At 69.0% G+C, this 26,975-nt stretch carries 19 protein-coding genes; 8 read left to right on the top strand and 11 right to left on the bottom strand.

Features of this window, described 5'->3' with window-relative positions; genetic code table 11:
* Positions 1-88: 88 nt before the first annotated feature.
* The 5 genes from OV427_RS00095 to OV427_RS00075 all read right to left on the bottom strand — a co-directional run bounded on the left by OV427_RS00095 (position 89) and on the right by OV427_RS00075 (position 4,872).
* A complete protein-coding gene (locus OV427_RS00095; RefSeq protein ID WP_267854080.1) occupies positions 89-1,336 on the bottom strand; it encodes a hypothetical protein in 1,248 nt (415 codons plus the stop codon).
* A gap of 26 nt (positions 1,337-1,362) precedes the next feature.
* Positions 1,363-2,931, bottom strand: coding sequence for a caspase family protein (locus OV427_RS00090; protein ID WP_267854079.1), 1,569 nt, complete (start codon positions 2,929-2,931; stop codon positions 1,363-1,365).
* A gap of 2 nt (positions 2,932-2,933) precedes the next feature.
* On the bottom strand, positions 2,934-3,695 hold the full coding sequence (locus OV427_RS00085; RefSeq protein WP_267854078.1) for a hypothetical protein: 762 nt from the start codon (positions 3,693-3,695) through the stop codon (positions 2,934-2,936).
* Positions 3,692-4,195 carry an RNA polymerase sigma factor gene (locus OV427_RS00080; RefSeq protein WP_267854077.1) on the bottom strand — a complete coding sequence of 168 codons (504 nt, stop codon included), beginning with the start codon at positions 4,193-4,195 and terminating at the stop codon, positions 3,692-3,694. The genes OV427_RS00085 and OV427_RS00080 overlap by 4 nt, the downstream gene beginning before the upstream one ends.
* Before the next feature lie 221 nt (positions 4,196-4,416).
* Positions 4,417-4,872: a hypothetical protein gene (locus tag OV427_RS00075; RefSeq protein ID WP_267854076.1), complete on the bottom strand. Its 456-nt coding sequence runs from the start codon at positions 4,870-4,872 to the stop codon at positions 4,417-4,419.
* A gap of 133 nt (positions 4,873-5,005) precedes the next feature.
* Here OV427_RS00075 and uvrA point away from each other — a divergent pair, with 133 nt between their 5' ends.
* The 3 genes from uvrA to OV427_RS00060 all read left to right on the top strand — a co-directional run bounded on the left by uvrA (position 5,006) and on the right by OV427_RS00060 (position 11,169).
* Positions 5,006-7,558 (top strand): excinuclease ABC subunit UvrA, encoded by a 2,553-nt coding sequence (gene uvrA / locus OV427_RS00070; protein WP_267854075.1) that lies wholly within the window; start codon positions 5,006-5,008, stop codon positions 7,556-7,558.
* Positions 7,559-7,728: 170 nt separating this feature from the next.
* Positions 7,729-10,038: a thioredoxin domain-containing protein gene (locus tag OV427_RS00065; protein WP_267854074.1), complete on the top strand. Its 2,310-nt coding sequence runs from the start codon at positions 7,729-7,731 to the stop codon at positions 10,036-10,038.
* 3 nt (positions 10,039-10,041) lie between these two features.
* Positions 10,042-11,169, top strand: a complete 1,128-nt coding sequence (locus OV427_RS00060) for an FHA domain-containing protein (protein ID WP_267854073.1) — start codon at positions 10,042-10,044, stop codon at positions 11,167-11,169.
* Positions 11,170-11,256: 87 nt separating this feature from the next.
* Here OV427_RS00060 and OV427_RS00055 read toward each other — a convergent pair whose 3' ends face one another.
* The 4 genes from OV427_RS00055 to OV427_RS00040 all read right to left on the bottom strand — a co-directional run bounded on the left by OV427_RS00055 (position 11,257) and on the right by OV427_RS00040 (position 17,483).
* Positions 11,257-13,380 (bottom strand): methyl-accepting chemotaxis protein, encoded by a 2,124-nt coding sequence (locus OV427_RS00055; protein WP_267854072.1) that lies wholly within the window; start codon positions 13,378-13,380, stop codon positions 11,257-11,259.
* A 93-nt stretch (positions 13,381-13,473) separates the two neighbouring features.
* Positions 13,474-14,517 (bottom strand): iron-containing alcohol dehydrogenase family protein, encoded by a 1,044-nt coding sequence (locus tag OV427_RS00050; RefSeq protein WP_267854071.1) that lies wholly within the window; start codon positions 14,515-14,517, stop codon positions 13,474-13,476.
* Positions 14,518-14,555: 38 nt separating this feature from the next.
* A complete protein-coding gene (locus OV427_RS00045; RefSeq protein ID WP_267854070.1) occupies positions 14,556-16,124 on the bottom strand; it encodes a protein adenylyltransferase SelO in 1,569 nt (522 codons plus the stop codon).
* A 120-nt stretch (positions 16,125-16,244) separates the two neighbouring features.
* Entirely contained in the window at positions 16,245-17,483 is a 1,239-nt protein-coding gene (locus tag OV427_RS00040) for a metallophosphoesterase (protein ID WP_267854069.1), read from the bottom strand.
* 208 nt (positions 17,484-17,691) lie between these two features.
* Between OV427_RS00040 and OV427_RS00035 the strand changes: the two genes are divergently transcribed.
* Positions 17,692-18,045 carry a hypothetical protein gene (locus OV427_RS00035; protein WP_267854068.1) on the top strand — a complete coding sequence of 118 codons (354 nt, stop codon included), beginning with the start codon at positions 17,692-17,694 and terminating at the stop codon, positions 18,043-18,045.
* Positions 18,046-18,057: 12 nt separating this feature from the next.
* Here the strand turns inward: OV427_RS00035 and OV427_RS00030 are convergent, their stop codons facing one another.
* Entirely contained in the window at positions 18,058-18,324 is a 267-nt protein-coding gene (locus OV427_RS00030) for a hypothetical protein (RefSeq protein WP_267854067.1), read from the bottom strand.
* A gap of 225 nt (positions 18,325-18,549) precedes the next feature.
* Here OV427_RS00030 and OV427_RS00025 point away from each other — a divergent pair, with 225 nt between their 5' ends.
* From OV427_RS00025 to OV427_RS00010, 4 genes are all read left to right on the top strand, one after another.
* On the top strand, positions 18,550-19,113 hold the full coding sequence (locus OV427_RS00025) for a hypothetical protein (RefSeq protein ID WP_267854066.1): 564 nt from the start codon (positions 18,550-18,552) through the stop codon (positions 19,111-19,113).
* Positions 19,114-19,214: 101 nt separating this feature from the next.
* Positions 19,215-20,840: a peptide-N4-asparagine amidase gene (locus tag OV427_RS00020; RefSeq protein ID WP_267854065.1), complete on the top strand. Its 1,626-nt coding sequence runs from the start codon at positions 19,215-19,217 to the stop codon at positions 20,838-20,840.
* A 411-nt stretch (positions 20,841-21,251) separates the two neighbouring features.
* Positions 21,252-23,636 (top strand): aminotransferase class V-fold PLP-dependent enzyme, encoded by a 2,385-nt coding sequence (locus OV427_RS00015; protein ID WP_267854064.1) that lies wholly within the window; start codon positions 21,252-21,254, stop codon positions 23,634-23,636.
* Positions 23,637-24,019: 383 nt separating this feature from the next.
* A complete protein-coding gene (locus OV427_RS00010) occupies positions 24,020-26,104 on the top strand; it encodes a glycoside hydrolase family 5 protein (protein ID WP_267854063.1) in 2,085 nt (694 codons plus the stop codon).
* Between the two features lie 112 nt (positions 26,105-26,216).
* Here OV427_RS00010 and OV427_RS00005 read toward each other — a convergent pair.
* Positions 26,217-26,975, bottom strand: a 759-nt coding sequence (locus OV427_RS00005; RefSeq protein ID WP_267854062.1) for a hypothetical protein, incomplete at its 5' end; no start/stop codon positions are given.

Raw genomic sequence — 26,975 nt, 5'->3', positions numbered from 1 at the left:
TCCGGTTCGAGAGAGAGGCCCCGCGGCTGCGAGGCGCTCACGTCTTGAAGACCGGGCGACCCATTATTTTTGGGAACCGCTTTTTTCTTCAGGGCACGAAGGTGAGCGGCCGCGTGCGCACGTTCTCGACTTCAATCCACCCCAGCCGCTCACGGTCCGGGGCCTGCGTTGCGGCGGCGACGCGGAGGGTGACCTCCCCCACGTACGAGAAGGGCAGCAGCGTCGTGAGCGTCTCGGACGTGTAGGCGCGGGTCAGTGAGCCATCCTCCTCCGGCGCCTCCAACGTCACGGCGTAGGCGGCGGCACCGGGGGCCTTCGTCCATGCCACGTCCAGCTCCGTGCCGCTCTTCACCTGGGCTCCTGCCGCTGGCGAGGTGATGGAAAAGCCGTCGGGGATGGTGAGGAGGCGGCGGGTGACGGAGTCCTCCCTGCGGACCACCAGCTCCACGGTGCCGCCCTCGGTGAGCAGCGTGGAATCCGCCTCTTCGAGGTAATAGGCGAAGCGCTCGCGCACGTAGGGCACCGGGCGCCCGGCCAGGGTGACGGTGGCGTCATCGAGGTACTCATCATCCTTCACGACGGCGAGACGGACCGTCACCGCGCGGCCCGCGAGGGACACCACACCCTCCACCCGCAACGTTCCCGGAGGCGGTGGCGGTGGCTCGAAGGACAGGCCGCACGGAGGCTCCGACTCCGGAGCGCTGTCCCAGGCGACCTCGCACGCGAGCAGGTCCAGCTGTGCGCTGCCCGCGCTCAGTGCGAGCGGAAGGGTCGTGCCGAGTGGCACGACGCTGGCGCCCTCGACGGTGACGTGCAGGAGGTTGAAGCCACGCCGTAGGCCCGTGTCCGCGTCCTGGGACTCTTCGAGGTACAGCAGCACGTACGACTCCATCCCGCCCCATGACGAGCCCACCACCCTGTCCCTCGAGGGCCCGCCACCGCTGGCCGGGAGCGGGTCGAGCCGGTGGTTGTCATTCACGTCGCGGTACGCGAGCAGGAAGCCTGTCGCGGCGCGTCCGCGGATACGGCCTCCCACCGCCACGCGAGCGCCCTCGGGTGGAGGCTGGGTGAGGGGCAGCGCGAAGTCCGCGGGGAAGGTGGCCTGGAACGCGATGTCCTCGGTGAGGATGGACGCGGGGGCGCTCGGCAGCGCCGCGGTGTCGTCCACCAGGCCGGAGTACCACGCGAGCGTCAGGCGCACCGGGCCGTCGGGCCGGTCGGTGGCGGAGAGGCTCGCCTCACCCCGCAGCGTGACGAGCGGCTCGCCCGCGTACGTCGTGTCCACGGGGTGGCCACACGCGGTGACGAGGATGAGCAGGAGAAGGAGTGGCCCCATCGTTCGGCGCATCACGGCATGTCCTCTCAGAAGCGGAAGCCCGCACCCGCGCTGGCGAGCGGCACGAGGCGCAAGGGCGCCACGCCGTCGCTCGCGGGCGGCAGGTAGCGCACCAGCACCTGTCCCTGCACGAGCGCGAAGGCCGGCCCTGGCAGCGGCACCTCCACGCCCACCACCGGCCCGGCCGCGACGCCCAGCGCACTCCGAGGCGCCAGCCCGGGCAGCCCCATCGTGTCCTGGATGTCCTCCTCCCGGTCCCTCCGGAAGGACTGCCGCAGCCCCATGAGCTCCACGGACAGGCCCACGTGGGGCACCAGGGCCCATTCGAGCCAGCGGTAGCCCGCGGACGCGCCCAGCCCCAGCGCGCCCTCGGTGATGCCGAGTCCCACGCCCCGGTAGGAGGCACGCGTGCCCGACAGCGTGCCCAGCGCCCACCACGCGCCCCACGTGTGTCGGTAGCCCAGCGCGGCCGACACGCGCGAGCCCGTGCCGGGGATGGGCGCAGCTTCCCAGCGTCCGAGCGCGAGTACCGCCGCATTGCGCAGCTCCAGTGCGCCGCCCTTCACGGCGACCTCCTGGTAGCGGCGCCACTCCAGCGCGGCCTCGTTCACCTGCCGCTCGCCGCCGAAGGGAAGCTCCACCTCCAGCAGGCCCGTGCTCGCGCCCGCGCGCTTGCGCACGAGGTAGCGCCCCGGAGGCACCGCGAGCCGCAGCGGGCGGCCGGGCTCCTTCTCCACCTCGGCGACGACGTCCGGACGCGGGCGGCTGGACACCACGTAGCGTCCCGACGCGGCGGCGGGGAAGACGAGCGCGCTCCTCGCACCCGCGGGCTCGGTGAGCACCAACTCGCCCGTGCCGGCCAGCTCCAATGCGTAGGCGGGGTGCTGCCCCGCGCCCGCCGCGCCCGCCACGGTGCGCCGGTAGGAATACGCATACGCCTCGGAGAGGGACACCTTGCCATCCGAGTCCGCGTCCGCGTCGCCACGAAGGCCCGTGAGCAGATGGTGCGTGAAGAGCGAGCCCTGCAGTGAGTCCCACTCCTCGCTCAGCTCCGCCGGTCCGCTCGACGAGATGACCACCTGGCCGTGCAGCGGCAGCTTCTCCAGCGCGACGTCGTACGCGGGCGCCGCGCGGCCCCCCTTCTTCTGCGCCAGCGTGCCGCTCTCGCACGCATCCACCACCACGACGGTGAGTCGCGCACCGGCCTTGCGCGCGGTGTCGCGCAGCTCGGCGAGCGGCAGGTGCGTGCCGGCGAGGTGCAGCACTCCCGCCTTCGCGTGCGAGGAGACGTAGACCACCAGCACGGGGTCATGCCCCTCGCCACGCAGCTCGGCGACGCGGCCCGCCACTTCCGCGAGCTTCTGGCGCACGTCCTGCGCCGGGGCGTCCACCAGCACCGAGGCGCGGTCCGCGCGCACGCCGCCCAGCTCCACGAAGAGCTGACGCACGCGTGCCGCATCGTCATCCGCGAAGCGCAGCACCGCGTCGTCCGGGTCGCCCACGTTGGCGCCGATGGAGACGAGCAGGCGCACCGTCTCCGCCGGGGCGAGGGACGGCCACAGGAACACGAGCAACAGCAGGGGCAGCAGCCGCATGGTCAGGGCGTCTTGCGCAGGCGCAGCGAGGAGACGCGGCAGCCGTCGCAGGTGAGGGTGGGCTCCGCGCGGCCCGCCTGCTCACGCAATTGCGCGAGGAGCGGGTCCGCCTGGAGCGGGCGAGGGGAGAAGACGGCGAACAGCCACTCCGCCCCCGGCGCGTCATCCAGCTCCACGCTGCCTGGCAGGAAGTCGCGCTGCGCGGCGGCATGAGGCGCGGACGTCGTCCCGTTGAACGGGTGGAAGACGCTCGCGCCGCCACGGCCGTCCAGCTCCAGCACCAGCAGGTGTCCGGCCTCGGGCGACTCGTAGGCGAAGCGCAGCCGGTCTCCCGCCTTCACCACGCTGTCCGGAGCGAGCGGCGTGGGCTCCGCACCCGGACGTGCGGCCACCACGCGGAAGGCCTCGCCCTTCCAGGTGACGCCGGGGTTGTCCTGGAGCAGCTTCGGCCCGACCACGAGCACCAGCACGAGCACGGGCACCACGGCGGCTAGCACCGGAAGGAAGCGGCGCCACGGAGCGGGTGCGCGGGCAGCGGTCTCCTCGCGGCGCTCGAGCTGGCGCAGGAAGCGGTCCGCCGGCCGGGCCTTGAGGAACGCCTCCCGTCCACCAGTGAGCGCGTCGAGCTGCGCGCCACACGCGGCGCAGGACTTCACGTGGGCCCGCGTCGCGTCCGGCGTGGGCTCGCCGGCCGAGAGCGCTTCGAGCACGGCGGCGGGAGGACACTCGGGGCCGCGAGGGGAGGGGGGAAGGGGAGCGGTCATCGTGGGGCCTCGTTGCCGCGTCCACCGAAGAGCTGGCGGATGCGGTCCTCGAATGTCTTGAGCTTCTTGCCGACAGTCTTCCGCGAGAAGCCCGTCTGCTCGGCCACCTCTTCCTGGGTGTAGCCGTCCAGGTAGTGGAGCACGCCGATGGTGCGCGTCTTGCCGTCGAGCGTGCGCAGCGCGGCGCCGAGCAGAGCGCGCCGGTCCGCGTCCTCCGTCGAGCCGCCGCCACGCTCCTCCAGGGCCGCGAGTTGCGACTCCTCGGCCACGGGCTCGCGGCCCCGCTTCTCCATCAGGTCGAAGCAGCAGCGGGCCGCCACCGTGTAGAGCCAGGCGAGCGTGGCCCCGCCGTCACGCGGGGGGCCATAGCGCTTCACGCGGAGGAAGGTCTCCTGGAGCGCGTCCTCGGCGTCCTCGGGCCGGCGGACGAGCTGGAGGCAGCGCCGGTGCACGAGGAAGCCATAGCGCTCGTAGAGCTGGCCCAGCTGCGTGTCATCCATGGGAACTCACGGCGGTGCACTCCATTTGGAGAGAAGACCGCCCGACCGCCGGAAAATGGGAACCCCCTTTTCGACGGCCGGAAAGCCGACACGGCCCCACAGCATCCGCCATGAGGCCGGTCGGGAACAGCCACTCCGAGAAAGGGGGCGGAAGCCCCGTCAGTTCTTCACGACGGTGGTGATGGCCAGCGGCTGCGGGGGGCCGATGAACTGCCCATCATTCACGCACGGCACGGGCACCGCCGAGAAGTTCGCGGCGTAGTAGCCATACGTGGAGCATTGCCCTTCTCGTAGAACTCGGTGCCGTCCGGGAGGACGACCTTCCAGACGTAGTTGATGCTCGAGTACGTCGTCGAGCTCCGCGCCCACATGATGCTCGTTACCTTCGTGCCCCAGTGGTACGGCGCCGTCGCGGGCGCCTGCACGGTCGTCGGCTGCGGCGCCCAGTCGAACGACGTCGTGGTGGTGCCGCCGCCCCAGCCGTAGATGAGGTACACGGACGTGCCCCAGGGCAGGTCCAGGTTGCGGTAGGAGAGCGTCACCTCCACCTGCGCGTTATTGAAGTAGCCGCACGAGTTGAGCACCGCACGGGCCTGCACCCACTGCTCCCCCGCGAGGGCGCTGGTCGAGGTGAGCATCAGGGCGAGCACGAGCACGCGGCTGGAAACCTTGGTCATCTTGGAACTCCGGTCAGAAGTGGAACAGCCGCGCCCATCTACCAGAGGTGCGGGCCTGCCTGCTCGCTGCCCGGGCGCACGGACGTCCCCTGTTCCTTCGCCTCCTCCGACACCACCCTTCATCAGACCGCGTATGCGCAAACTCCGCGACCCCCAGCATCCTCACGAGCCGTCCGGCCGCACGCGAACGGGATACGTCCGCGTCCGGGGTGCCCGCGAGCACAACCTGAAGAACATCGACGTGGAGCTTCCCCGGGACGCGCTCGTCGTGTTCACGGGTGTCTCCGGCTCGGGCAAGTCCTCGCTGGCCTTCGGGACGCTCTACGCGGAGGCGCAGCGGCGCTACTTCGAGTCCGTCGCGCCCTACGCGAGACGGCTCATCGACCAGGCCGGCGTCCCCGAGGTCGACTCCATCGACGGCCTGCCTCCGGCGGTGGCTCTCCAGCAGCACCGGGGCTCGCCTACGTCCCGTTCGTCGGTGGGCAGCGTGACGACCATCGCCAACTCGCTGCGCCTCCTGTACTCGCGTGCGGGGACGTATCCGCCGCACCAGCCGCACCTCGACTCGGACGCGTTCTCTCCCAACACGCCGGCGGGCGCCTGCCCCAACTGCCACGGCCTGGGCCGCGTGTACGAAGTCACCGAGAAGTCCATGGTGCCGGACGACTCGCTCACCCTTCGCGAGCGGGCCATCGCCGCGTGGCCGCCCGCGTGGCACGGCCAGAACCTGCGCGACATCCTGGTGACGCTCGGCTACGACGTGGACACGCCCTGGAAGGACCTCCCGAAGAAGGACCGGGAGTGGATTCTCTTCACGGACGAGCAGCCCACCGTCCCCGTCTACGCGGGCTTCACCCCGGCGGAGACGCGCCGCGCGCTCAAGCGCAAGGAGGCGCCCAGCTACATGGGCACCTTCACCGGCGCCCGGAAGTACGTGCTGCAGACCTTCGCCACCACGCAGAGCGCGCTGATGAAGAAGCGCGTGTCGCAGTACATGGTGGGCGGGCAGTGCTCCGTCTGTCAGGGGAAGCGGCTGCGCCGCGAGTCCCTGTCCGTCACCTTCGCGGGGCTCGACATCGGTGAGCTGTCCCGGCTGCCGCTGAAGCGCGTGGCGGAAATCCTGCGCCCCGCCGCGGACGGCACGGGCCCGGGGGCGGCGAAGCTGGCGCGCGAGCACCCGGAGCAGGCGCTGGTCGCCGCGCGCATCGCCAAGGATTTGCTCGCGCGCATCAGCGTCCTCACCGAGCTGGGCCTGGGCTATCTCTCGCTGGAGCGGAGCACGCCGACGCTCTCGCCCGGGGAGCTGCAGCGGCTGCGGCTCGCCACCCAGGTGCGCTCCAACCTGTTCGGCGTGGTGTACGTGCTCGACGAGCCCTCCGCCGGCCTCCATCCGGCGGACACCGAGGCGCTGCTGAAGGCGTTGGACCAGCTCAAGGGCTCGGGCAACTCGCTGTTCGTGGTGGAGCACGAGGTGGACGTCATCCGGCACGCCGACTGGGTGGTCGACGTGGGCCCGGAGGCGGGCGAGAAGGGCGGGCGCATCCTCTACAGCGGGCCGCTGGAAGGGCTCCAGCACGTGGAGTCGTCCAAGACGCGGCGCTACCTCTTCGGCACGGACCTGCGCCTTCGCCACGCACCCCGCGCGCCCAGGGGCTGGCTCCGGCTCGAAGGCGTCACCCGCAACAACCTGCACTCCCTCGACGTGGACTTCCCGCTGGGCGTCTTCACCACGGTGACGGGCGTCTCCGGCTCGGGCAAGTCGAGCCTCGTCAGCCAGGTCCTGGTGGAGCTGGTCGCCGAGGAGCTCGGCCATGAAGCCCCCCTGGACGAGGAAGAGGGCGAGGAGCTGGAGCGCACCGTGGTGCTCACCACCGGCGGCCGGATTGCCGAGGGGATGGAGGGAATCAAACGCCTGGTGCGCGTGGACCAGAAGCCCATCGGACGCACGCCGCGCTCCAACCTGGCGACGTACACGGGCCTGTTCGACAGCGTCCGCAAGCTCTTCGCCGCGACGCCCGCCGCGAAGGCCCGGCGCTACGACGTGGGGCGCTTCTCGTTCAACGTGGCCAAGGGCCGCTGCGAGACGTGCGAGGGCGAGGGCTTCGTGAGCGTCGAATTGCTCTTCCTCCCCAGCGTCTACGCGCCGTGCCCCACGTGCCACGGGGCCCGCTACAACGCGAAGACGCTGGAGATTCGCTACCGCGGAAAGAACATCGCCGAGGTGCTGGGCATGACGGTCGACGGGGCGCACGAGTTCTTCGCCGACGAGCCGCAGGTGCTCCGCTCACTGGCCGTCCTGCGCGAAGTGGGCCTGGGCTACCTGCGCCTGGGCCAGCCCGCCACCGAGCTGTCCGGCGGCGAGGCCCAGCGAATCAAACTCGCCACCGAGTTGCAGCGGATGCAGCGTGGCAACACGCTCTATGTCCTGGACGAGCCCACCACGGGCCTGCACCCCGCCGACGTGGACAAGCTGATGACGCAACTGAAGGGCCTGGTCGAGGCGGGCAACACCGTCATCCTCGTCGAGCATGACATGCGCGTCATCGCGGAGAGCGACTGGGTCATCGACATGGGGCCGGGCGCGGGTGACGAGGGTGGCAGGGTGGTTGCCGCCGGCACGCCCGCCCAGGTCGCCCGGTCCTCCGTGAGCCGCACGGCACCGTTCCTCGCGCGCGTCGTCGCGTGAGTGGCCCGGGCCCCCTTCCTCACGGGGAGTACAGGTTCGCCTTACCTGTGTGCCGCTCTCTCGCACTCCGAGATTTCGAGGTGTAGGCCCTTCTTTTCAGTGTCGGTTGCGTCTGGCCTGCCGACAGGGCTTCCACTAGAAGCGGCGGCTTCCACGTCAGAGGAGCCCCCTTGAGCGAGCACACCCTTGAGCTGACGGAAGAGAACTTCCAGCAGACCACGAGCAAACCGAGCCTGGTCCTGGTGGACTTCTGGGCAGCCTGGTGCGGACCTTGCCGGGCCTTCGCACCCACGTACGAAGCCGTCGCGACGGCGCACCCGGACGTCGTCTTCGGCAAGGTCGACACCGAGGCGCACCCGGACCTCGGAGGCCGGTTCGACGTCCAGTCGATTCCCACCCTCATCGGCTTCAAGGACGGCGTCATCGTGCACCGCTCCAGCGGCGCGCTGCCACGGGCGCGCCTGGAGTCGCTGGTGCAGTCGCTGAAGACGCTCGACACCGCGCTGGTGAAGAAGGCGGAGGAGAACAAGCGGCTGACGGAGCAGGGCATCGCGCCGCCGGGCGTCCCCGCCGAGGCCGGATGGGACGAGGGCGACCAGGAGTGGGGCCACGGCGGCCACGACGACGACGGCGAGAAGCACGGCCCGTGGAGGTTCTGGCGCGCGGACGGCACGCTCTGCAACGAGTGCCACATGGAGCACGGCAAGCCGCACGGCCCGTTCAAGCGCTTCCATGAGAGTGGCGGCGTGTCCCAGGAAGGCCAGTTCGTGGAGGGGGCGCTGCACGGGCCGCGCACCTGGCACGCCACCGCGGGCTTCACCACCGAGCGCATGCACGAGAACGGCGTCTCGGAGCAGGTGCGCAAGACGGTCATGGTCTACGACCAGGGTCGCGTCGTGGGCATCCAGCACTTCGACGGCCAGGGCCGCCGCGTGGTGCCCACCACCGGCGAGCCGTACCCCGAGCGCCCCAAGGCTGTTCCCCCCGAGGCGGAGTTCCGCGAGGACGAGGGCCAGTGGGCCCACGTCCACCTGGACGCAGAGGGGGAGCGCCATGGGCTGTGCCGGTTCTGGACGGCGCAGGGCGAGCTCGTGTGGGAGGCCGAATACGTCCATGGCAGCCGCTCCGGCCGCTACCACTCGCGCTCGGAGGACGAGTACCTGGACCCGCGCGTCGCCTTCGACCAGGGCGAGTGCGAGGACGACATGGCCCGCGGCGTCTGGTCGCTGCTCGACGCGGACGGCAAGGTGGTGACGACGCGAGACCTGGGCGCGGCGCAGGGCGAGGAGGAGCTGAAGGACTCGCCCGTCTTCTCCAACCTGCCCCGGACGGCGAGCGCCTGGCGGGAGTACGCCGCCACGTGCGCCGAGGCGAAGAAGTACCGTGAAGCGGTGCTGGCGGTGGCGCGCGCGGCGGCGTGTGATCAGCGGGCGGAGGCGTTGTCGGAGCTGCTGGCCCGGGTGGCGCTGCCTCGGACGCCGGAGAACGCACGGGACGTCGCGGGGCAGACGCTGGAGGGGGCGGGGGACGCCTGGGCGCCCATGGCCGATACGCTCGTGCGCGGGGGCGATGCGGGCATGTTGCTGCGGGGGTACGCGGTGCTGCTCGACCAGTCCGACCGTCCCTGCGCGGCGCTCGACTTCGTCAATGCGGCCCTGCTGCTGCATCCGGAGCGCACGGAGTACCTGTTCACCCGGGGACTCATCCTGCTGAACCTCGGGCTCGACCAGCACGCGAAGCTCGATGCCGAGGGCCTGACGGCGACGGAGCCGAAGACGGCGAAGTTCCTGGAGGCGTACGCGCGGTGCCTCTTCCGCCGGCTCGACTTCTGGCCGGCGGAGGAGAAGCCCCACTCGACGTATGATGGCCTCCCCGAGGCCCCCGGACAGGAGCTGACCGCCATCCATCGCATCGTCCAGAAGTACGCCACCCGGTTGCAGCTGGTGCGCTCGGCGATGCTGAAGCGCTTCAAGCCTGGTGCGTCCCTGCCGTGGATGCCGCCGGACCTGTCCGCGCTGCTCCCGGGCGGGCCCCTGGAGTTGGTGGTGGACGAGTTCGACGACGAGGAGGGGGAGACGATCTCCATCGACGAGACGCTTCCCATTCATGAGATGGGGCTGCCGGACCTCGCCCGCGCGGCCCGTGCGGACTGGAATGCGCTGACGTGGCTGATGTGGGCCTGTGGTGAGCGTGGCGTGGTCATGCCGAGGGCGGTGGCTCCGCCCGGGGAGTTCGGTCACGCCGCGGGCATGGCCAGCCAGCGGCTGTGGCGCAGCCGGGACATCCGCGTGACGGGCGGGCGGGGGGCGAAGATGTCGAACTCGCCGGGGTTCGTGTTCGAGGGCGTGGACATCGACGAGCTCCACCCCAACCTGGTGGGCATCGCCGAGCAGCAGTACGCCGACATGCAGGCGATGTTCCTCTGGCTGATCAACCCGTCCAACGTGTCGCCCTGGCAGGACAACCTGAGGGGGAGCTGAGCCATGAATCGCACTTCCCGCACGGTCGCTGTTTCGGATCCGCTCTGGACCGCCCTGGAGACGATGAGCCGCGAGATGGGCGTGGACCGCGACGTCCTGCTCAATCAGGCCATCTTCTCGCTGGCGCGTCAGTTCGGCTTCATCACCCCGACCCAGGTCAATCTCCTGGATGGGGCCACGGCTGCGTCCGCGCCGGCCGTACAGCAGTTGGAGAAGCCGCGCGAAGAAAGGCCACGCGTGGACGTGGCGGAGCCCCGTCGCGACCTCGCGGAAGATGCCGACACCGGAGGCCCGCCCACGGTGCTCGCGGTAGGGGGAGGGGCTGCGAGCGCTGGGCCGGACGCGCCGGAGCCGACGGACGAGAAGGCTGGCACTCAGAGCCCCCAGGTGGACGTGGCGGCGCTCCGGCAGGGGGCCGTGGCGCGGATACGAGACATCATCGCGGACGTCGATCGTCTGGTTGAGCCCGTGGACGAGCGGCTCCGCGCGGAGGCGGAAGACTCGGACGACGAGGAGGCTTTGGACGACGAGGAGGCTTCGGACGACGAGGAGGCTTCGGACGACGAGGAGGCCTCGGACGACGAGGAGGCCTCGGACGACGAGGACGCCTCGGACGACGAGGAGGCCTCGAATGACGAAGACGCCTCGGATGACGAAGACGCCTCGGACGATGAGGAGGCTTCGGACGACGAAGACGCCTCGGACGATGAGGAGGCTTCGGACGACGAGGACGATGAGGCGCGCCCGGGTGCCGCTGGGGGCGCGGCCGCCGCGGCAGGCGGAGCGACGGTTCCTACGCCGAAGCCTCCCGCTCCCGTGGAGACCACCATCATCGTCCCGACGACGTCAGGCGTGCTGCTTCACATCCGCCTCGACGGGGGCGAGCCGGTGCGGGTCGCCCGCGAGCGCTTCATCATCGGCCGTGGGGCGCACTGCGACCTGATGGTGAAGTCGGCGCGCGTCTCCCGCGAGCACGCCGCGGTGGTGCGAGAGGGCGCGGAGTTCTTCATCGAGGACCTCACGTCGTCGAACGGCACGTGGTTCGACAACACCCGCATCTCCCGCCGCCTCGTATCGGACGGGGACGAGTACCTCCTCGGAGGAATCCGGGTGACCTTCACCCTCGGGTGACGTCCGCGTGGGAGCACCCGGCCTTGCGCCGGGTGCCTGCGGTGACTGCACCCGGCCGCGTGCCGGGTGCTTCGCCTCGAGCCAGCCTCAGCGCGCCTGGGGAGCGGGAATGGCCGCCCCGTCGGCCCGGAGCGTCTGCTTCGCCATGCCCGACATGCTCTCCGCCAGCGTCTGGACGGAGAGGGTGGCCTCCTGGGTCTCCTGCACCGTCTTCAGCGTGCGCTGCATCTGTCCGGACAGCTCCTGGATGGCCGTGGCCATCTGGTGCGTGCCGGCGTCCTGCGCGCTGACGGCGGCGGAGATCTGCCGCACGCTGGAGCTGGTGTCCGCGATGAGCACGGCCAGCTGCTGGAACTGGGCGCTCGAAGTCCGCACGGCATCGAGGCTCTGCCGGACGCGCTCGTCGCCCTTCTCGCTGTTCCGCGCGGCCTCGCGCATGCTGGTGCTCACGCCGTCGAGCACCTCGCGGATGCGGTGCGTGGCCCGGATGGACTGGTCCGCGAGGCCGCGCATCTCGCGCGCCACCACGCCGAAGCCCTTGCCGCTCTCACCGCTGCGCGCCGCTTCGATGGCCGCGTTGATGGCCAGCATGTTCGACTGGTCCGCCAGGTCCTTCACGGACTCCACGATGGTGGAGACCTCGCGCGTCTGGTCATCCAACGCGAGGATGCGCCGCGCCATCTCGGACACCTCGGAGCGGATGGCCGCGAGGTCCGTCAGCGTGCGCTCCAGGGCCTCCATGCCCTCGCGTCCCACCTGCTCGGCGTTCTCGGACGCCTCCGCCAGGGCGCCGGCCTTCTCCGCCGTCATCTGCGAGCTGCGGCGGATCTCCTTCACGGTCTGCTCCGCCTCCTGCAGCGCGACGGCCTGACGGCTGACGCCCTCGGTCTGCTGGTCGCTCGACGAGCGCAGCTGCTGTACCACGGTGGCGAGCTCGCCGGCGCCACTGCCCATGCGCTCGGCCAGCGTCCGCACTTCCTGCTGGCGCTCCTCGAGCTGGCGGGTGTGCGTCTCCAGCGCGCGGACCACCTCCATGGAGCGGCGCACCACCACCGCGATGAGCGACAGCGTCAGCGCGAGGTAGCCCCAGTGCGAGACGTTGCCGAGCGACTTCTCCATCACCCCGAGCACCGGCAGCACGGTGACGATGAGCGCCACGACGAGGACGCACAACCCGGAGACGAAGAGGCGGGCATCGGGGTTTCCGCGCCAGGCCTCGCGCACCGCGACCCCGAAGCTCACCAGCAGCATCAGCAGCGCGACGGGCATGAACGTCACCAGCACCCGCTGGCCGAGGCCCAGATCGATGATGGCCGCGCAGGCGCACAGGGCGGAGATGACGGAGAAGACCGCCGAGAGCTTGAAGAACCACCGCAGCCGGTTCTCCAGCAGCGCGTCCGAGACGAAGGCCATCAGGCCGGCCGCCAGCAGGAAGATGCCCAGGAGCATGCCCCGCGTCGCGGCGACGGGCATCGCCCAGAGCGCCGTGGGCAGGCCGCTCAATGCCAGCAGGATCGTGCCGCCGCTGGAGGAGAAGACGGCCAGCCCCGCGAGCATCCGCCGCCGCCAGTGCACGGCGAAGGCCCCGCCCGCTCCGAGGCCCACGGCGAGCAGGAGCACGCCCATGACGAAGGGCGCCTGGCCTTCGCGCGTCACGGTGGCGAGCAATTCATGGCGCGAGCCCACCTTCGCGTCCTGGGACGCACCGATTTTGGGCGCGCTGGACTGGATGCGCAGCAGCACTTCCTTCCCGAGCGCCTCGCGCGGCAGCGGCACCAGGTGCCAGGCGAGGTTCTCCGAGACCTCGCGGCCGGAGCGGCTCATCTTCCCGCTCGTGTAGATGCGCCGTCCTTCCGCGTACACCTCGACGGCGCTGGAGACCTCGCCCAGGAAGAGCGCGGGCTCGGCCCAGCCGCCGTCGGGCACCGGGATGCGCAGCCACAGGAACGTGTGGTCGCCACGGCCCGGGACTTCCGTCAGCGCGGGCGTCGGGCGCCACGCCTCTGGCGCGCCCGGGTCCTTCACCCAGGTGGGGACGCCATCCGCACCCAAGGGCGAGTCGCCCCAGCGGAAGCGCCACCCTTCGACCACGGGAACGGGGGCACCTGCCTCGGCGGCCTGTGCAATGGAAGGACGGGCAAACACCAGGAACAGCGCGGCGCCCAACGCGACAAGGTGCGCGAGCCGGCGAAACGAGCGGGGCGAATCCATTTTGTCCAATGCTCGACTCCCAGGGGTGCTTCTGTAAATGGGTCTTCCCCGCCACATGAGAATCCTGGGACAGGTTTGCCTACATCCCCCTGCTCAGTCCCCAAAGCAGCCTTCCAATGCCGTGTCGTTTTCCAGGATTTCCTCGACCTGAGAGGCACAATCCCGTGACGAGAGCACGGTATAGAAGTCTTCTTTGAGCGACGGAGCGAGGCGCACCGCGTCGAGCCACTCCCTGCGGGAGAAGGGGTCCGCGCGGATGCCCTGCCAGAAACCGGTGGCCTCGAGGACGGAGGCGACCCGCTCCGTCCCCTGGCCTTGCAGCCGGCTGACGATATAGGTCGCCACGCCCACCTGCAACCCATGGAGTCGGGGGCGCGCGGACACCGTGTCGAGTGCGTGGGACAGCAGGTGCTCGCTGCCGCTCGCCGGACGTGACGAGCCGCTCACCTCCATCGCAACCCCGTTGAGCATGAGGGCCGTGGCCAGGAGGCGGACGCCCTCCAGGTCCTTCACGGGCCTCGCCATGAACTGGAACACGGTGGCGTCCGAGAGCAGGGCCGCGAAGTCATTCACAGGCGTGCCCCGGGCATGGAACGCCCGCTTCCAGTCGGCGATGGCCGTCACCTTCGCGACGAGGTCGCCCACGCCGGACCACCACAGTGGCGCTGGCGCCTGAAGGCAGACGTCGGTGTCCACGACGACGCCGGAAGGCATCGCCGCCCGCAGCGAGCGGCGGTGGCCCCCTTGCGTGAGGCTCGACCGGGGACTGCAGAACCCGTCGTTCGACAGGGACGTCGGCACCGCGACGTACGGCAGTCCCGCGAGGAAGGCCACGTACCGGGCGACGTCCAGGGCCCGGCCGCCGCCGAAGCCCACCAGGGCCTGACAGCCTCCGGGGAGGCCGGCGAACAGCGCGGTGGCCCGCTCGAAGCTCGCCGCGTCCACCTCCTCACGCCGGAGGACGGTGATGCCCTCCCGCGCGAGGCTCGTGCCCAGGCGCTGCTCCAGCGCACCGAGCATCCCCGCGCTCACCAGCAGGGCGATGCGCCGGTGTCCGGCTCGGGCCAGGTAGACGCCGAGCCGGTCCAGCGCGCCGGGTTTGATGCGCACGAGCTCGGGGATGGAGAGGGGGGACATGCGGGAGGACATGGGCTCCCGCGACAATGCCACGTCGGCTACGAGCTACACGAGAGTGCCGAGCACCCCGGCTTCGAGCGCGCCCAGTCCGGACGCTTCTCCGCGTAGTGCTCGCGCCCGGGCTGGTCCTCGAAGGGCCGCCGCATCACGTCGAGCAGCGTGAGCACCTTCGAGTCGTCGCCCGCGTGCGCGGCGTCGATGGCCTCCTGGGCGAGCCAGTTGCGCAGGACGTACTTCGGATTCACCGCGTCCAGGCGCCGTGCCAGCTCCGCGGGGGGGACCTCCTCGCGCCGCGTGCGGTGCCACCAGGCCGCGAGCCACTCGATGCCCTTCGCCGCGTGCGCCTCGGGCACCTCGCCGTAGAACGTCTCGCGCACCACGGGAGGCAGGCCCGTGGGCGCCGCCGGCATCGTCACCACGTGGGAGAGGGCGCGGAAGAAGCGCGTCATGTCTGTCTCCTCCGCCGCGAGCCATGCGAAGCACTCATTCACCAGCGCGACGTCCGCCTCGTCCTTCAGGGAGGTCAGCCCCAGCTTCGCCGCGAAGCGCTTCCCGGCCTCCTCCTCGAAGGTGCGCTGGTATTCGAGCAGGCCCGCTTCGACGATGGACTCGTCGTCCTCGAAGAGCGGGAACAGCGCGGCGCCCAGCCGCTGCACGTTCCACAGGCCGATGGCGGGCTGGTTGCCGAACCGGTAGCGCCGCTGCTCCGCGTCCGTGGTGTTGGGCGTCCAGCCGGGGTTGAAGTCGTCCACCCAGCCATAGGGGCCGTAGTCGATGGTGAGCCCGAGGATGGACATGTTGTCGGTGTTCATCACGCCGTGGACGAAGCCGACGGCCTGCCAGTGCGCGATGAGCCTCGCCGTGCGGCGAGCGACCTCGCGGTAGAAGGCCGCGTACGTCTCCTTCGACGGCGCGCCGAGCTCCGGGAAGAAGTGCGTCACCGTGTAGTCGGTCAGTTGCTTCAAGAGCCCCAGGTCCTCGCGGCTCGTGGGCAGTTCGAAGTTGCCGAAGCGCAAGAAGGTGGGGGCGACGCGGCAGACGATGGCGCCGGGCTCGGCCTCGGGGTTGCCGTCGTAGAACATGTCCCGGATGACGGAGTCGCCGGTGGCCACCAGCGACAGCGCGCGGGTGGTGGGCACGCCGAGGTGGTACATCGCCTCGCTGCAGAGGAACTCGCGGATGGACGAGCGGAGCACCGCGCGGCCATCGGCGCGGCGGGAGTAGGGCGTGGGGCCCGCGCCCTTGAGCTGCAATTCCTGGCGCGTGCCGTCCGGCGTCAGCAGCTCCCCGAGGACGATGGCGCGGCCGTCACCGAGCTGCCCGGCCCAGCGGCCAAACTGATGCCCGCCGTAGTTGGCGGCGTACGGCACCATGCCGGGCCAGAGCGCGTTGCCGGCCAGCACCTTCGCCGCCTCCGGGGACTGGAGCGTGGCCTCGTCCAGCCCCAGCCATCGTGCCACCTCGGGCGACCAGGCAATCATCCGGGGCGCGGACACGGGCGTCGGCTCGACCCTGGACCACAGCGCGCTGGGCACCTGCCTCGGGCGGCGGTCGCTGAGCGGGTCCCCGGGGGTGGATTCGACGAAACGGGAGAGGAACTGGGGCATGGGCCTTGGATGCCGGAGCGGGCGGGGTGATGCGTGACGGGACGGCTCTAACACCGCCCGTCCGTCGCTCGCACATGCTTCTGACGGGCGGCCCGGCGACTGAACGGCGGGCCCCGGCCCTCAGGGCGCGGCGCGCGCGGGGCCCAGGGCCCGTCCCGCGAGGGTGCTCGGGTCCACCGCGAGCTGCTCGACGCGGAACTCCGGGAGCGCGCGGAACAGCAGCCACTCGCCACTCTGGAGCGGCCCCTTCACCAACTGCCCGGTGTCGAGGAGCTGCCGGCCGATGGGGCTCGAGGTGTCGCCGAGCGGCTGCTCGAAGCGGAGCCGCTCCAGCCGTCCGTCGTCCAGCTTCACGTCGCCCTCCACGAGGACGCGGTCGTCACCGAGGAGGACGCGCGAGGCCCCCTCCACCCGGCCATAGGAGTTGTCCGCGAGGAGGAGCTCGAAGGAGTCGTCACGCAGCAGCGAGGGGCAGTCGCCGCTGGGCGTGTGCCCCACCACGAGCCGGTGGATGCCCTCGCGGGTGAGAGCCTCGATGAGCGCGGGGGAGGGCAGGCCGGGGTGGTTGAGCTCGTTGGCCATGCGCCCGTACACGACGCTGGCGGTGTTGAGGCGCTTTCCCGGCGTGGGGGCCTGATAGGCGATGACCGGCTCCCAGGCGGGCCTGCCGTCCGCGTCGAGGCGCTCCTCCGCGAAGGCCGCGAGCTGGTCGCGGTACCACGCGTTGAGGGCCTCGCCCCAGGCGTCCACGCCATCCACGCGCTCCCGGGAGGGCACCATGCCGAGGCTGTCCTCGTGCAGCCCGCCGTGGAGGAAAAGGGTATTGCCGACGCGGTGGGTGAGCTGGCAGGCGGAAAGGTACTCGCGCAGCGCGCCTCCGGGCCCGAGGTCCTCGAGGTAGCTGTCGACGACGTCCTCGTCGCTGATGGTGTCGCCGGAGCGGACCAGCTCCGCCTTGCGGAACTCGAAGGCGCCGCGCGCGCCCATGGTGTTCTCGAAAATCCAACGGAGGAGCACGGGGCGGGGAGCGCTCCGCACCTCGGGAGGCGTCCGCGCGAGCGGGTGGCCGCGCAGCTCACGCACCAGCCGGAGCTTGTTGATGTCTCGGTTGCCCGCGAGCAGCACCACCTGGGAGGGCTGCCGGCGCCGGGCCTCCAGGAGCGTGCGCACCACGCGGCGCCCGTCGGGGCCCCGGTCGATGGCGTCTCCGCCGAAGACGAACGTCACGCCCGGGCGCACCACCAGGCGGTCCCCGTCCTCCAGGGACACGAGCGGGTTGTCCTGACAGAAGCTGGTCAGCTTCTTCCAGAGTCCCTCCACGTCGGTGAGGTAGGCGACGGAGGGGAAGGGCGTCGACATGCGCCACTTCTAACACCGCCCCCGGGTTCGTCGGGTGGGAAGTGCGCGACCCACCCATCCAAGGTGGCCTGGAGTGCGAGCAGTCGACCCCAAGCAATGCACGGCAATGGCGCTACGATGGCCCGAATCGCGCCGCACCGGAGAGCTTGAGTTGACCGAGTCGACCGAATCCACGCCCGAAGCCCAGTGTCCTCGTCACCCGGATCGCGTGGCGGACGCTGTCTGCGAGCGCTGCGGCACGTTCATGTGTCCGGGGTGCACGGTGGTTCGGGAGAACGAGCGGCTGTGCCCGGACTGCGCGCGCCGGAAGGGGGGCCTGGGAGGCTCGTGGCTGGCCGTCTCCGCGGGCATCCTGAGCTTCGTCTCCCTCGCGTGTGCGCCCCTGGGGCTGGTGGCCATCCTGCTGGCGGGCATCGACCTCGTGTCCATGGCCGTCAACGACAAGCGGGGGCGTCACGGGTTGAAGCTGGACCTGATAGCGATTGGGTTGTCGGTGGTCGGAATCGTGCTGGGCATCGTCGTCTTCATGCGCGCCGCGGCCGACGCGTCCGCGGCGCCTTGAGGAGCGAAGCGGCTACAGGCCCGGGGTGACGGCGACGGGCGCTTCCGGCAGCGCCTTGACGATGGTGTGCGCGACGAAGGCACCGATGCAGGCGAAGGCAATGGCCACCAGGTAGCCGCCCAGCCCGAGGCCCATGATTTCGCCGACGACGAAGCCGACGACTTCACCCATGAACCAGAAGAGGGCACCGAGCGCCGCCCAGCCCACGGAGCGACCCTTCTCCTTGGCGATGGCCGCGAGCTTCTTGCACAGCGCGATGATGGCGAGGATTTCGAGCATGCGCGAACTCCATCATTTCTGGCTGGCGCAAGGGAAGACGCCTCCCGCTGAAATCCACGGTGTCTCGTCCGACTCCGTCCCTCAATCCCTCTCGTGTCTGTCTTCCGGGATTTCTGGGAGGTCCGGTGAGTCCTGATGGCGGTGGAGTCCCAGAAGGTCTCCGAGGCATCCTTCGCGTAGAAGTACCACCGCGAGCCTCGTCGCACGTTTCCGGAGTCCCCGCCCATGCGCCATGCCCTGGTCATCGCCCTGTCCGCCCTCTGCCTCCTGCCCGCGCGTCCGGCGCGGGCGCAGAAGCAGAAGCAGAAGCAGGCCACCACCTTCGAGTACACCGACCTGACGACCTGCGCTCGCGACGCCGCGAAGGCCAGGGAGGAGGCGGCGGAGGAGGAAGGCTCCGACGAGCCCATCCGCTGCGCGGGCCCGGGAGGCGAGTACTCGGTGTACGAGTACTACAGCGCCTACGGCATCCACCGGAGCATCGAACTCAAGAAGGGCGAGCGGACAGAATTCACCGTGCAGCTGCTCCCCACGAACAAGGAGTGCCCGGTGGCCCGCTACGGCAACAAGGTGGAGTGGCAGCTGAAGGAGGGCAAGCCCTTCGCGGTGATTCAGCGCCTCACGTGCTACGCGGACAAGGGAGACGGGCCCGGGAAGAAGCTCGGGGAGTACCTGGTGTTGAAGGGCCTCCAGGGCTTCGAGTTCATCAATGGCTACGTGCCCACGAAGGCGAAAAACGCGAACACGCAAGTCCGCGCCCTCCTGACGGAATTCCTCGAGGGGCGCTGAGTCCCCGGCGGGCCGCGCGCCAGCGAGTTCCAACAGTGACACGGTGACTTCTCCGGGGGGCTGCTAGGCTGCGCGCCCTCCTCGCTTCCCTGGAGATACCTGTGACACGTCTCACCGCTGTTTTCGCCGCGGCGGGCCTCGCGCTCGGCGCGATGTCCCCTGCGTACGCCGCCGACCCGCCCCCTGAGTTCGGCTCCGACTGGGACGACCCGCGCACCGCCGTCCGCCCGGTGGAAAAGCCCGCCACGCCGTCGTGCACGGTGAAGATCGTCGACGAGCCGTTCGACGACTTCACGCCATACACCAGCACCTTCACCCCGCCCGCGGACTGCCCCGGGCCGTGGAACAAGGTGGTGCTGCGCATGGAGGGCAAGGTGCAGGGCGTGCAGTACGACCGGCTCGGGCACCTGGAGGTGGGTGGGGTCGCCATCTTCAAGACGTCCACGCCGGAGCCTTCCCGCGATGGCATCCAGTGGGCGGTGGAGAAGGACGTCACGGACTACGCGCCGCTGCTCTCGAAGCCCCAGCCCGTGTGGATGCTGATTGGCAACGTGGTCAACGAGACCTACACCGGCGTGCTGGACGTGCAGGTCTACCTGACCTTCTACCAGGCGCAGGGCCGCAACAAGCCGGCGGACACGGCCAGCGACGTGCTGCCGCTGTCCAACCCGCACCGCGAGGGCAGTGCGCTCCTCGGTGAGGTGACGGTGCCGCGGAACACCGAGCGGCTCGTGGCCGAGGTGTATGCGACGGGCTCGGGCGGAGGCTGCGAGGAGTTCTGGTACATCACCGCGCCGACGGTGGTGCCGTACTCGTGCCCGGCGGATGACGGCCCGTACCGCGAGGTGCAGATTGAAGTGGACGGCAGGGTGGCCGGCATTGCCATGCCCTTCCCGCATGTCTACACGGGCGGCTGGTCCAACCCGTTCCTCTGGTACACGCTGCCGGCGCCGCGCGCCTTCGACGTCCGCCCCATCCGCTATGACCTCACGCCCTTCACCGGTCTGCTGACCGACGGCCAGCCGCACCAGATCAAGGTGTCGGTGCTGGGCGTTCCCGAGGGCCGGCCCGGGTGGGATCTGCCGACGAGCGTGCTCGTCTGGCGCTCCTCGAGCAGCGCGCGCGTCACCGGTGGGCTGGTGACGCACGAAGTCGACCCGGTGGCCAATGCGTCGGGGCACTCGGTGGTGGATGGCTGGAACCAGGTGGACACGCGGGGCAGCCATCACCTGCGGATCTCCGGCTACGTGAATACCTCGAAGGGGAGGGTGGTGACCTCCGTGGAGCAGTCCGTCTCCAACTCGAGCATGCACCGCTGGGTGGGGGACCAGGAGAACCCCGATGAGCTCACGGCGTCCTGGAGCGACTCCAGCACCGTCATCGCCTACAGCCCTGGAAGCCTTCCGACGGTGAGCCGCTCCGAGAAGCGCTTCGTGCTCGATGGGCTCGTCGGCATCAACGCCGAGAACCGGCTGAGCACGAAAATCACCGTCAGCGACACGGAGGACGCGAGCACCACGCGAGGGTCCTCCGCGCAGGCAAAGCGGAAGTTCACCGACGTCTACACCGGCGAGGCCGCCTACAACCTGGGCGTGCCGCGCGCGCAGCGGAACGCGGTGGGAACGTCCACGCATCGCTACCAGCTGACCGAGAACGGTGCCTGCTACGACCACCGTATCTCCACGAAGAACGGCTTCGTCACCGAGGACGCCCAGGGCTGCGACTGAGGGAGGTCCTTCCGGCGGCGTCGCCGGCGAGACATGCGATGAAGCTCCCGGAGTCTTTGAGGTCTTTTTTCGACTCCGGGAGCTTCTGCCTCCGGGGCAGGGGGCTTCGAGCGGCGAACACCGCCCCGTAGCGCGCCCCCGCGCGGCCCCGTGCGGCGTTGGGCCTGCCCACGCTGCGAGTCTGCGGACAGGGTCTGATCGGCGCTTGAGTCGTTCTCAACTCGGAGCGTCAATCCCTCGCTTGCCGCTCCGCGTCGAGCCCTCGCGCTCGAGCCCGCACCGATTGCTGGCGAGGCATGTCCGACTCTAGTGTACCCCGGTTGCGCTTGTGTCTTGGCTGACTTGGGGAGTCTGCGAATGAACAACACGGCGAAGCGTCACTGCAAGACGGTATCGGAACGGAAGTGGAGCGTGAGCACGTTCATGGAGTTCTATGACCGTGTCTTGGGGCCGAAGCTCTTCGAACCCTACGGTGAACTCCTCGTCCGTGAGATCCGCAAGGACCTCCGGCCGGAGGCCCCCGTCGCGAACATCCTCGAGGTCGCGTGCGGGACGGGTCGGATCACGACCTATCTCTATGAAGAGCTGGCCAGGCCGTTGAACTTGCAGCTCGTCGCGACGGACCTCTCCAAGGCCGCGATCGACGTGTGCAAGACCGTGGTCAGCGACGAGGTGAAGCAGAACGTCGCGTTCCATGCCGACGTCGACATGGCGGACCTGCCGTTCGGCAATGACAGCTTCGACATCATCGTCTGTGGTTTCGGCCTGATGTTCCCACCGGACAAGGCCCGGGTCGCGCGGGAGTTCAAGCGGGTGCTCCGGCCGGGAGGGAAGATCTACGGCACCGTCTTCCAGTACAACGAGCTGTTCGACCTCGCTCGGCAACAGACCCAGCGGCTCTTTGGTGCTCCCTCGGCCATCCTGGACGGGGCGCTCAGCTTGAGCGACCACTCGCCGATCACGAACGCGTTCACCCAGGAGGGACTCTGTCGTGGCGTCGCCGAGGTCGCGAGCTCGTGTCCCATGTCCTTCTTCCTGGACGACGAGGACACGCGGGAGTTCCTGTTCAATTCCTGTGTCCTGCTGGAGGAGTTCAATCAGTGCGACACGCCCACCCGGGAGGGATATCTCGATACAATCCTCGAGGAGCTTCGCTCCCGTGTCCCATCTCGCAACTACGAGGTGAAGAGCTGGTTGCTGCGCGGGTCGGTCGATCAGGTCAGTAAAGAGACCGTCGGGGTGAGCGCGCTGCCTGACTTCGAGGAGCTGCGCTCGTTCCGTGCGATGGCGCCGGAGCTCGTCGAGAATCGAGGCGAGCTGCTGAACCCGCGTGCCGAAGCGCGCGTCGTTCGAAGCTATCAAACGATGAAGGCGGCCTTCCTGGCCGAGCATCCGGAGTATCCCGATGGCGAGGTCGAAGCCCTGCGGCGGGATGAGTTCTCACGCCTGGATGATTCACAGGAGGCCTACCTGGACCATGTGGGCGGTACGCTCGCTCCAGAGAGCCTCATCGAGCACGACTACCAGGTCCTGAAGCGCACCATTCTCGGCAATCCGCACACCGGCTCGAAGGCCACCGAAGCGGCCCATGAGAAGGCCCGGTCGGAGATCTACCGGTTCTTCCGCTGCTCGCCGGAGGAGTACGAGATCATCTTCACGCCGAACGCCAGCGGCGCCATCCGGATCGTCGCGGAGTCGTTCCCTTTCGAGGACGGCTCGGAGCTCCTGCTCACCAAGGACAACCACACCTCGGTTCATGGCATCAGGGAGTTCGCGAAGTCCAAGGGCGTCTCCGTGAAGTACGTGCCCCTGACGAACGAGATGTTGATCATGGAGAGCTCGCTGCTGCGGTCGCTCGAGAAGCTCGACAGCAGCCGTCCCCACCTCCTCGCCTTTCCCGCTCAGTCCAACGCCACGGGCGCGAAGCATGACCTGAAGTGGATTCAGCTCGCTCAAGAGCGCGGCGCGATGGTCCTGTGTGACGCGGCGGCGTTCGTTCCGTTGTCGGGGTTCGACTGCAGCGCGTACCACCCGGACTTCATCTCCGTGTCCTTCTACAAGATATTCGGCTATCCGACCGGGGCCGGGTGCCTCATCGCGAAGAGGTCGTCTCTTCGCAAGCTGACGCCTCCGTCCTTCGCCGGTGGAGCGGTGTGCTACTTCTCCGGACCGTGGTCTCCCACGGAGCGGATGTTGCACCACGACAACGGGAGGCGGTTCGAGGTCGGCACGCCCAACTACGCGTCCTTCCACGCCATCGCCTATGGCTTCGAGTTCATCTCTCGGATTGGAATCGACCGCATCGGCGAGCGGGCGGTCGCGCTGGCGCGTTGGCTCGAGACGCAGCTGCAGCAACTGCGGCACGACGTCAAGGCCAAGGGCCCCCTCTGCCGGGTCTATGGTCCCTCGCCGGAAGACAAGGGCGCGACGATCATGTTGAACGTGTTCGACTGTTACAACGCGCTCTTCCCGCACGCCCTGATCAAGAAAGCCGCGGAGTCGTTTGGCATCACCTTCCGCAACGGCTGCTTCTGCAACCTGGGCGCGGTCCAGCACGCCACCTACACGACCGCTGGCTCCGAGCACTGCGAGCTCGACAAGAAGAAGAAGATCCTCGACTGCAAGACCTTCGATGACGAGGTCCTCAGCAAGGGAACCTGCGGAGCCGTTCGCGTCTCCTTCGGACTCGGTTCGAACTTCCGGGACGCGTATCGCTTCTATCTGTTCGCGAAGTCCCTGCTGAACACCGAGTCCTCGCGGCTGGAGGACTTCCTGTCGGCCTCGCCGCCGAACTGAAATCCTGGCGACCGGAACACCCCTCCCGGGCAATTGCAGGAGCCCAGGATGGGCGTCTCGGGGTGGCCTCCGAAGAGCTTCCTTCTTCGCCCCTGCTCGCCATTTACACACCCATGGGAACCCACCCCTGCCGCGAGGCCAACGACAACGACGACGATGTGAACGCGTTCCGCAGGGTGAGCCCGCTGGAGAGCAATAGTTGTCATTGACGGGAAGCGAGCGGTTGCCGCTGAAGGTGCGGTCGTTAAATCAGCGTCCATCTCCAGGGAGCTCGAATGGGACGACCACCGGTTTCGCGGAAGTGTCTTTACGTTCTGATGGGAAGCATCTTCACCCTGGGCGCGGCATGTGCACCGCCCTCGAGCGAAGAAGCGGGCCTGACAATGAGCGAGCTGCTCCCGGAAGCAACCGCGTCAAGCTCAGCCAGCCTGTTGCTTCTGCCATCGCTGAACACTTCCTATCAGACGGTGCTGTATGACGATTCCGTCACGCCGGGTTGGGATGCCGGCTACAGCTGGGGCAACATCACCTACAGCTCGACGACGAGCACGAAGGCCTACGGCACCTCGTCGATGCAGGTCACCTCCGCCGCCGATAGCGCCCTTGCCTTGGGTGCTGATGGCCAGTCGTTCTCGACAACCACCTACACGGCGGTGAGCTTCGCCATCCATCGGGGCACCGCGAATCTCGCGGCAATCAAGAGCCTCAAGCTCATCGTGAGCCAGGAGGGCGCCGATGGAAACGCGGGCGTCGCCATTGGCAACTACGCCAACCCGAGCTTCGACTCCCTGGGCGCGGGTGAATGGACTCGCGTCACCATCCCGATGAGCGCGCTCAAGGGCTCGCTGACCACGTTCAACAAGCTCACGCTCATGGCCGAGACCGCGGTCACCTACGGCATCGATGGCATCGCCATCGAAATTCCGCCGCTGCCCGCGCTCGACCCCTCCTCCATGATGGTCCTGTATGACGACGCGGTCGCGTCCGGTTGGAGCACCGGCTACAGCTGGGGCGGCACCACACCCGCATCCGACACGGCGAGCAAGGCCTATGGCACGACGTCCATGAAGGTGACGGCGCCAGCCAACAGTGCCCTTGCCCTGGGCGCGGCCGGATCCAGCCTTCCGGTCGCCAACTCTGTCGCCGTGAGCTTCGCCATCAATCCGGGCACGTCAAACCTCACGGCGATCCAGGCCCTCAGGGTCATCGTCAGCCAGGAGGGGGTCGACGGGAATGCGGGTGTCGCCATCAGCGCCTACGCCAATCCGAGCCTCGGGTCCTTGCCGCCGGGACACTGGACGCGCGTCAGAATCCCGATGAGCGCGCTCAAGGGTTCGCTGACGACCTTCAACAAGCTCACGATCCAGAGCGCCTCCCCGGTGGTCTATGGGGTCGATGGAATCGCGCTGGAGAAACCCTCCAATCCGCCGGGCGGCCTGGGGAAGACCTATCCCACGGGCGTGGCCTATCGCGGAATCAACCGCGCGGGGATGGAGTACGGCAACAACTGGGATGGCTGGACCGGCCAGACCTACTACGAGATGCCCTCGTCGACCCAGATCTCCGCGGAGCTCGCATACTACAAGGGCAAGGGCTTCAACCTGATTCGCTTGCCCATCTCCTGGGAGCGCCTCCAGCACACGCTCAATGGCCCGCTGAATACGGCCTATTCGAACGGCATGCTGAACTACATCAACCTGGCGACGGCCCAAGGCTTCACCCTGGTGCTCGACCTGCACAACTACAACCGATATGCGACGGGCGCGTTCGATGGCGCTGGAAACCAGACCCCGAACTACGTCCAACGCATCATCGGAGACGGGACGTTGACCGTGGCCCATCTCGCCGACGTCTGGACGAAGCTCGCGGATCTGGTGAAGACGAACCCCAAGGTCATCTTGAACCTCATGAACGAGCCGCATGACCTCCCGATGACTTCGACCACCTGGTTCTCCGGGATTCAGACGGTCATGAACGCCGTACGCGCAACGGGTTCGACCCAGTTGATCCTGGTCCCCAACACGCGCGCATCGGACGTGGGGCACTGGAACACCTGGGCTCCGGGCGGAGGTCCGCTCGACTCGGTCGCGGCCCTGTCCATCACGGACAGCGCCAACAACTACGCCTTCGACATGCATTCGTATTACCCGGAAGGCTACGGCAGCAACGATGAGTCGTCCTACGGCGCTCAGCTCACGGCGGTCACGAACTGGGCGAGGACCCACGGCAAGAAGCTGTTCTTGTCCGAGATGGGCATCGGGATTCACGAGTCCTTCGCGCAGCCCCAGATAACGAACGCGCTCACGTTCATGAATAACAACGGCGACGTGTGGATCGGCTGGTCCCCGTGGGACCTCACCTCCTGGCAGCTCACCACCAACAATCATACGGCGGACTACACGACCAACGGGCTCACACCCATCAACTGGTACGCCGCCTTCCTGACCGCGAACTTCCTCGCGTTGTGAGTGAGCGTCAGGGAGACGGCGTCGAGCCGAATCCCGAGGAGAATCGCGGGTCAAGGCGGGCCTGACGCGGGATTCGGTCGTCTCCGTGGCGACCTACCGGCCCACGTAGCCCTCAGGCGCTGCGCAGTGGGAAGCGCGGGCGGGTCGTCAACCCCCAGAACCCGGCGTAGTACTCCGGGCAGACACAGTCCACGTTGGCCCGGGGAGGTTGGATGAGCTGGTCCAGATAGGGTTGGAGCACGGCCTCCAGGCGCCGGGCATTCTGATAATCCGCCTCGGTGACGTGGACGGAATCCCCCTCGGCTCCCGAGAGGATGAGGGAGAGCACACCGTCCGCGGACTCGAACCGCGCGCCCTCGTCCAGCTCGATCCCCAGCTCCTCCAGGATGGCCGACAAAGAGCACTGAACCTGCTCCAGCTCCGACTCCCAGGCGCAGCGCAGGGAAATGAGGAACCCGAACCCTTCATCCGGCCCTCCACACGAAGAGTAGAAACGAAAGTGCTGGAGCCCGGTGGCCCACTGGCGGATCTCTTCCTCGCGGCCGAGCGGGTAGGCGCGGCGGCCATGGGGTGGCAGGAGCATGCCCGTCACGTCACCCGGAGGCGGGATGGCGTCTGACGCCGCTCCTGGCTGCTTGTAGAGGCCGGCGATGTAGTCGTGGAAGTGAGAGGCGCCCGGATGCCAGGTGTCGAACTGCCGGAAGCCGTGTGCGTCCCGCTCCTGGACGTTGACGTTTCCGGACTCGAGCAGGAAGAGCACGTGCTCGAGGAACGCAGTCCAGCTCGGGGCGACCACGTAGTTGGTGTCCTCGCGCGCCCCGAAGAGGATGACCTGACCTGCCTGACCCCTGGGGCCTGGCGCCAGATCGAG

The sequence above is a fragment of the Pyxidicoccus sp. MSG2 genome (genome assembly GCF_026626705.1).
Taxonomy (GTDB): Bacteria; Myxococcota; Myxococcia; order Myxococcales; family Myxococcaceae; genus Myxococcus.
The sequence above is the reverse complement of the archived record's forward strand: the minus strand, read 5'-3'. Positions and strand labels throughout refer to the sequence as shown.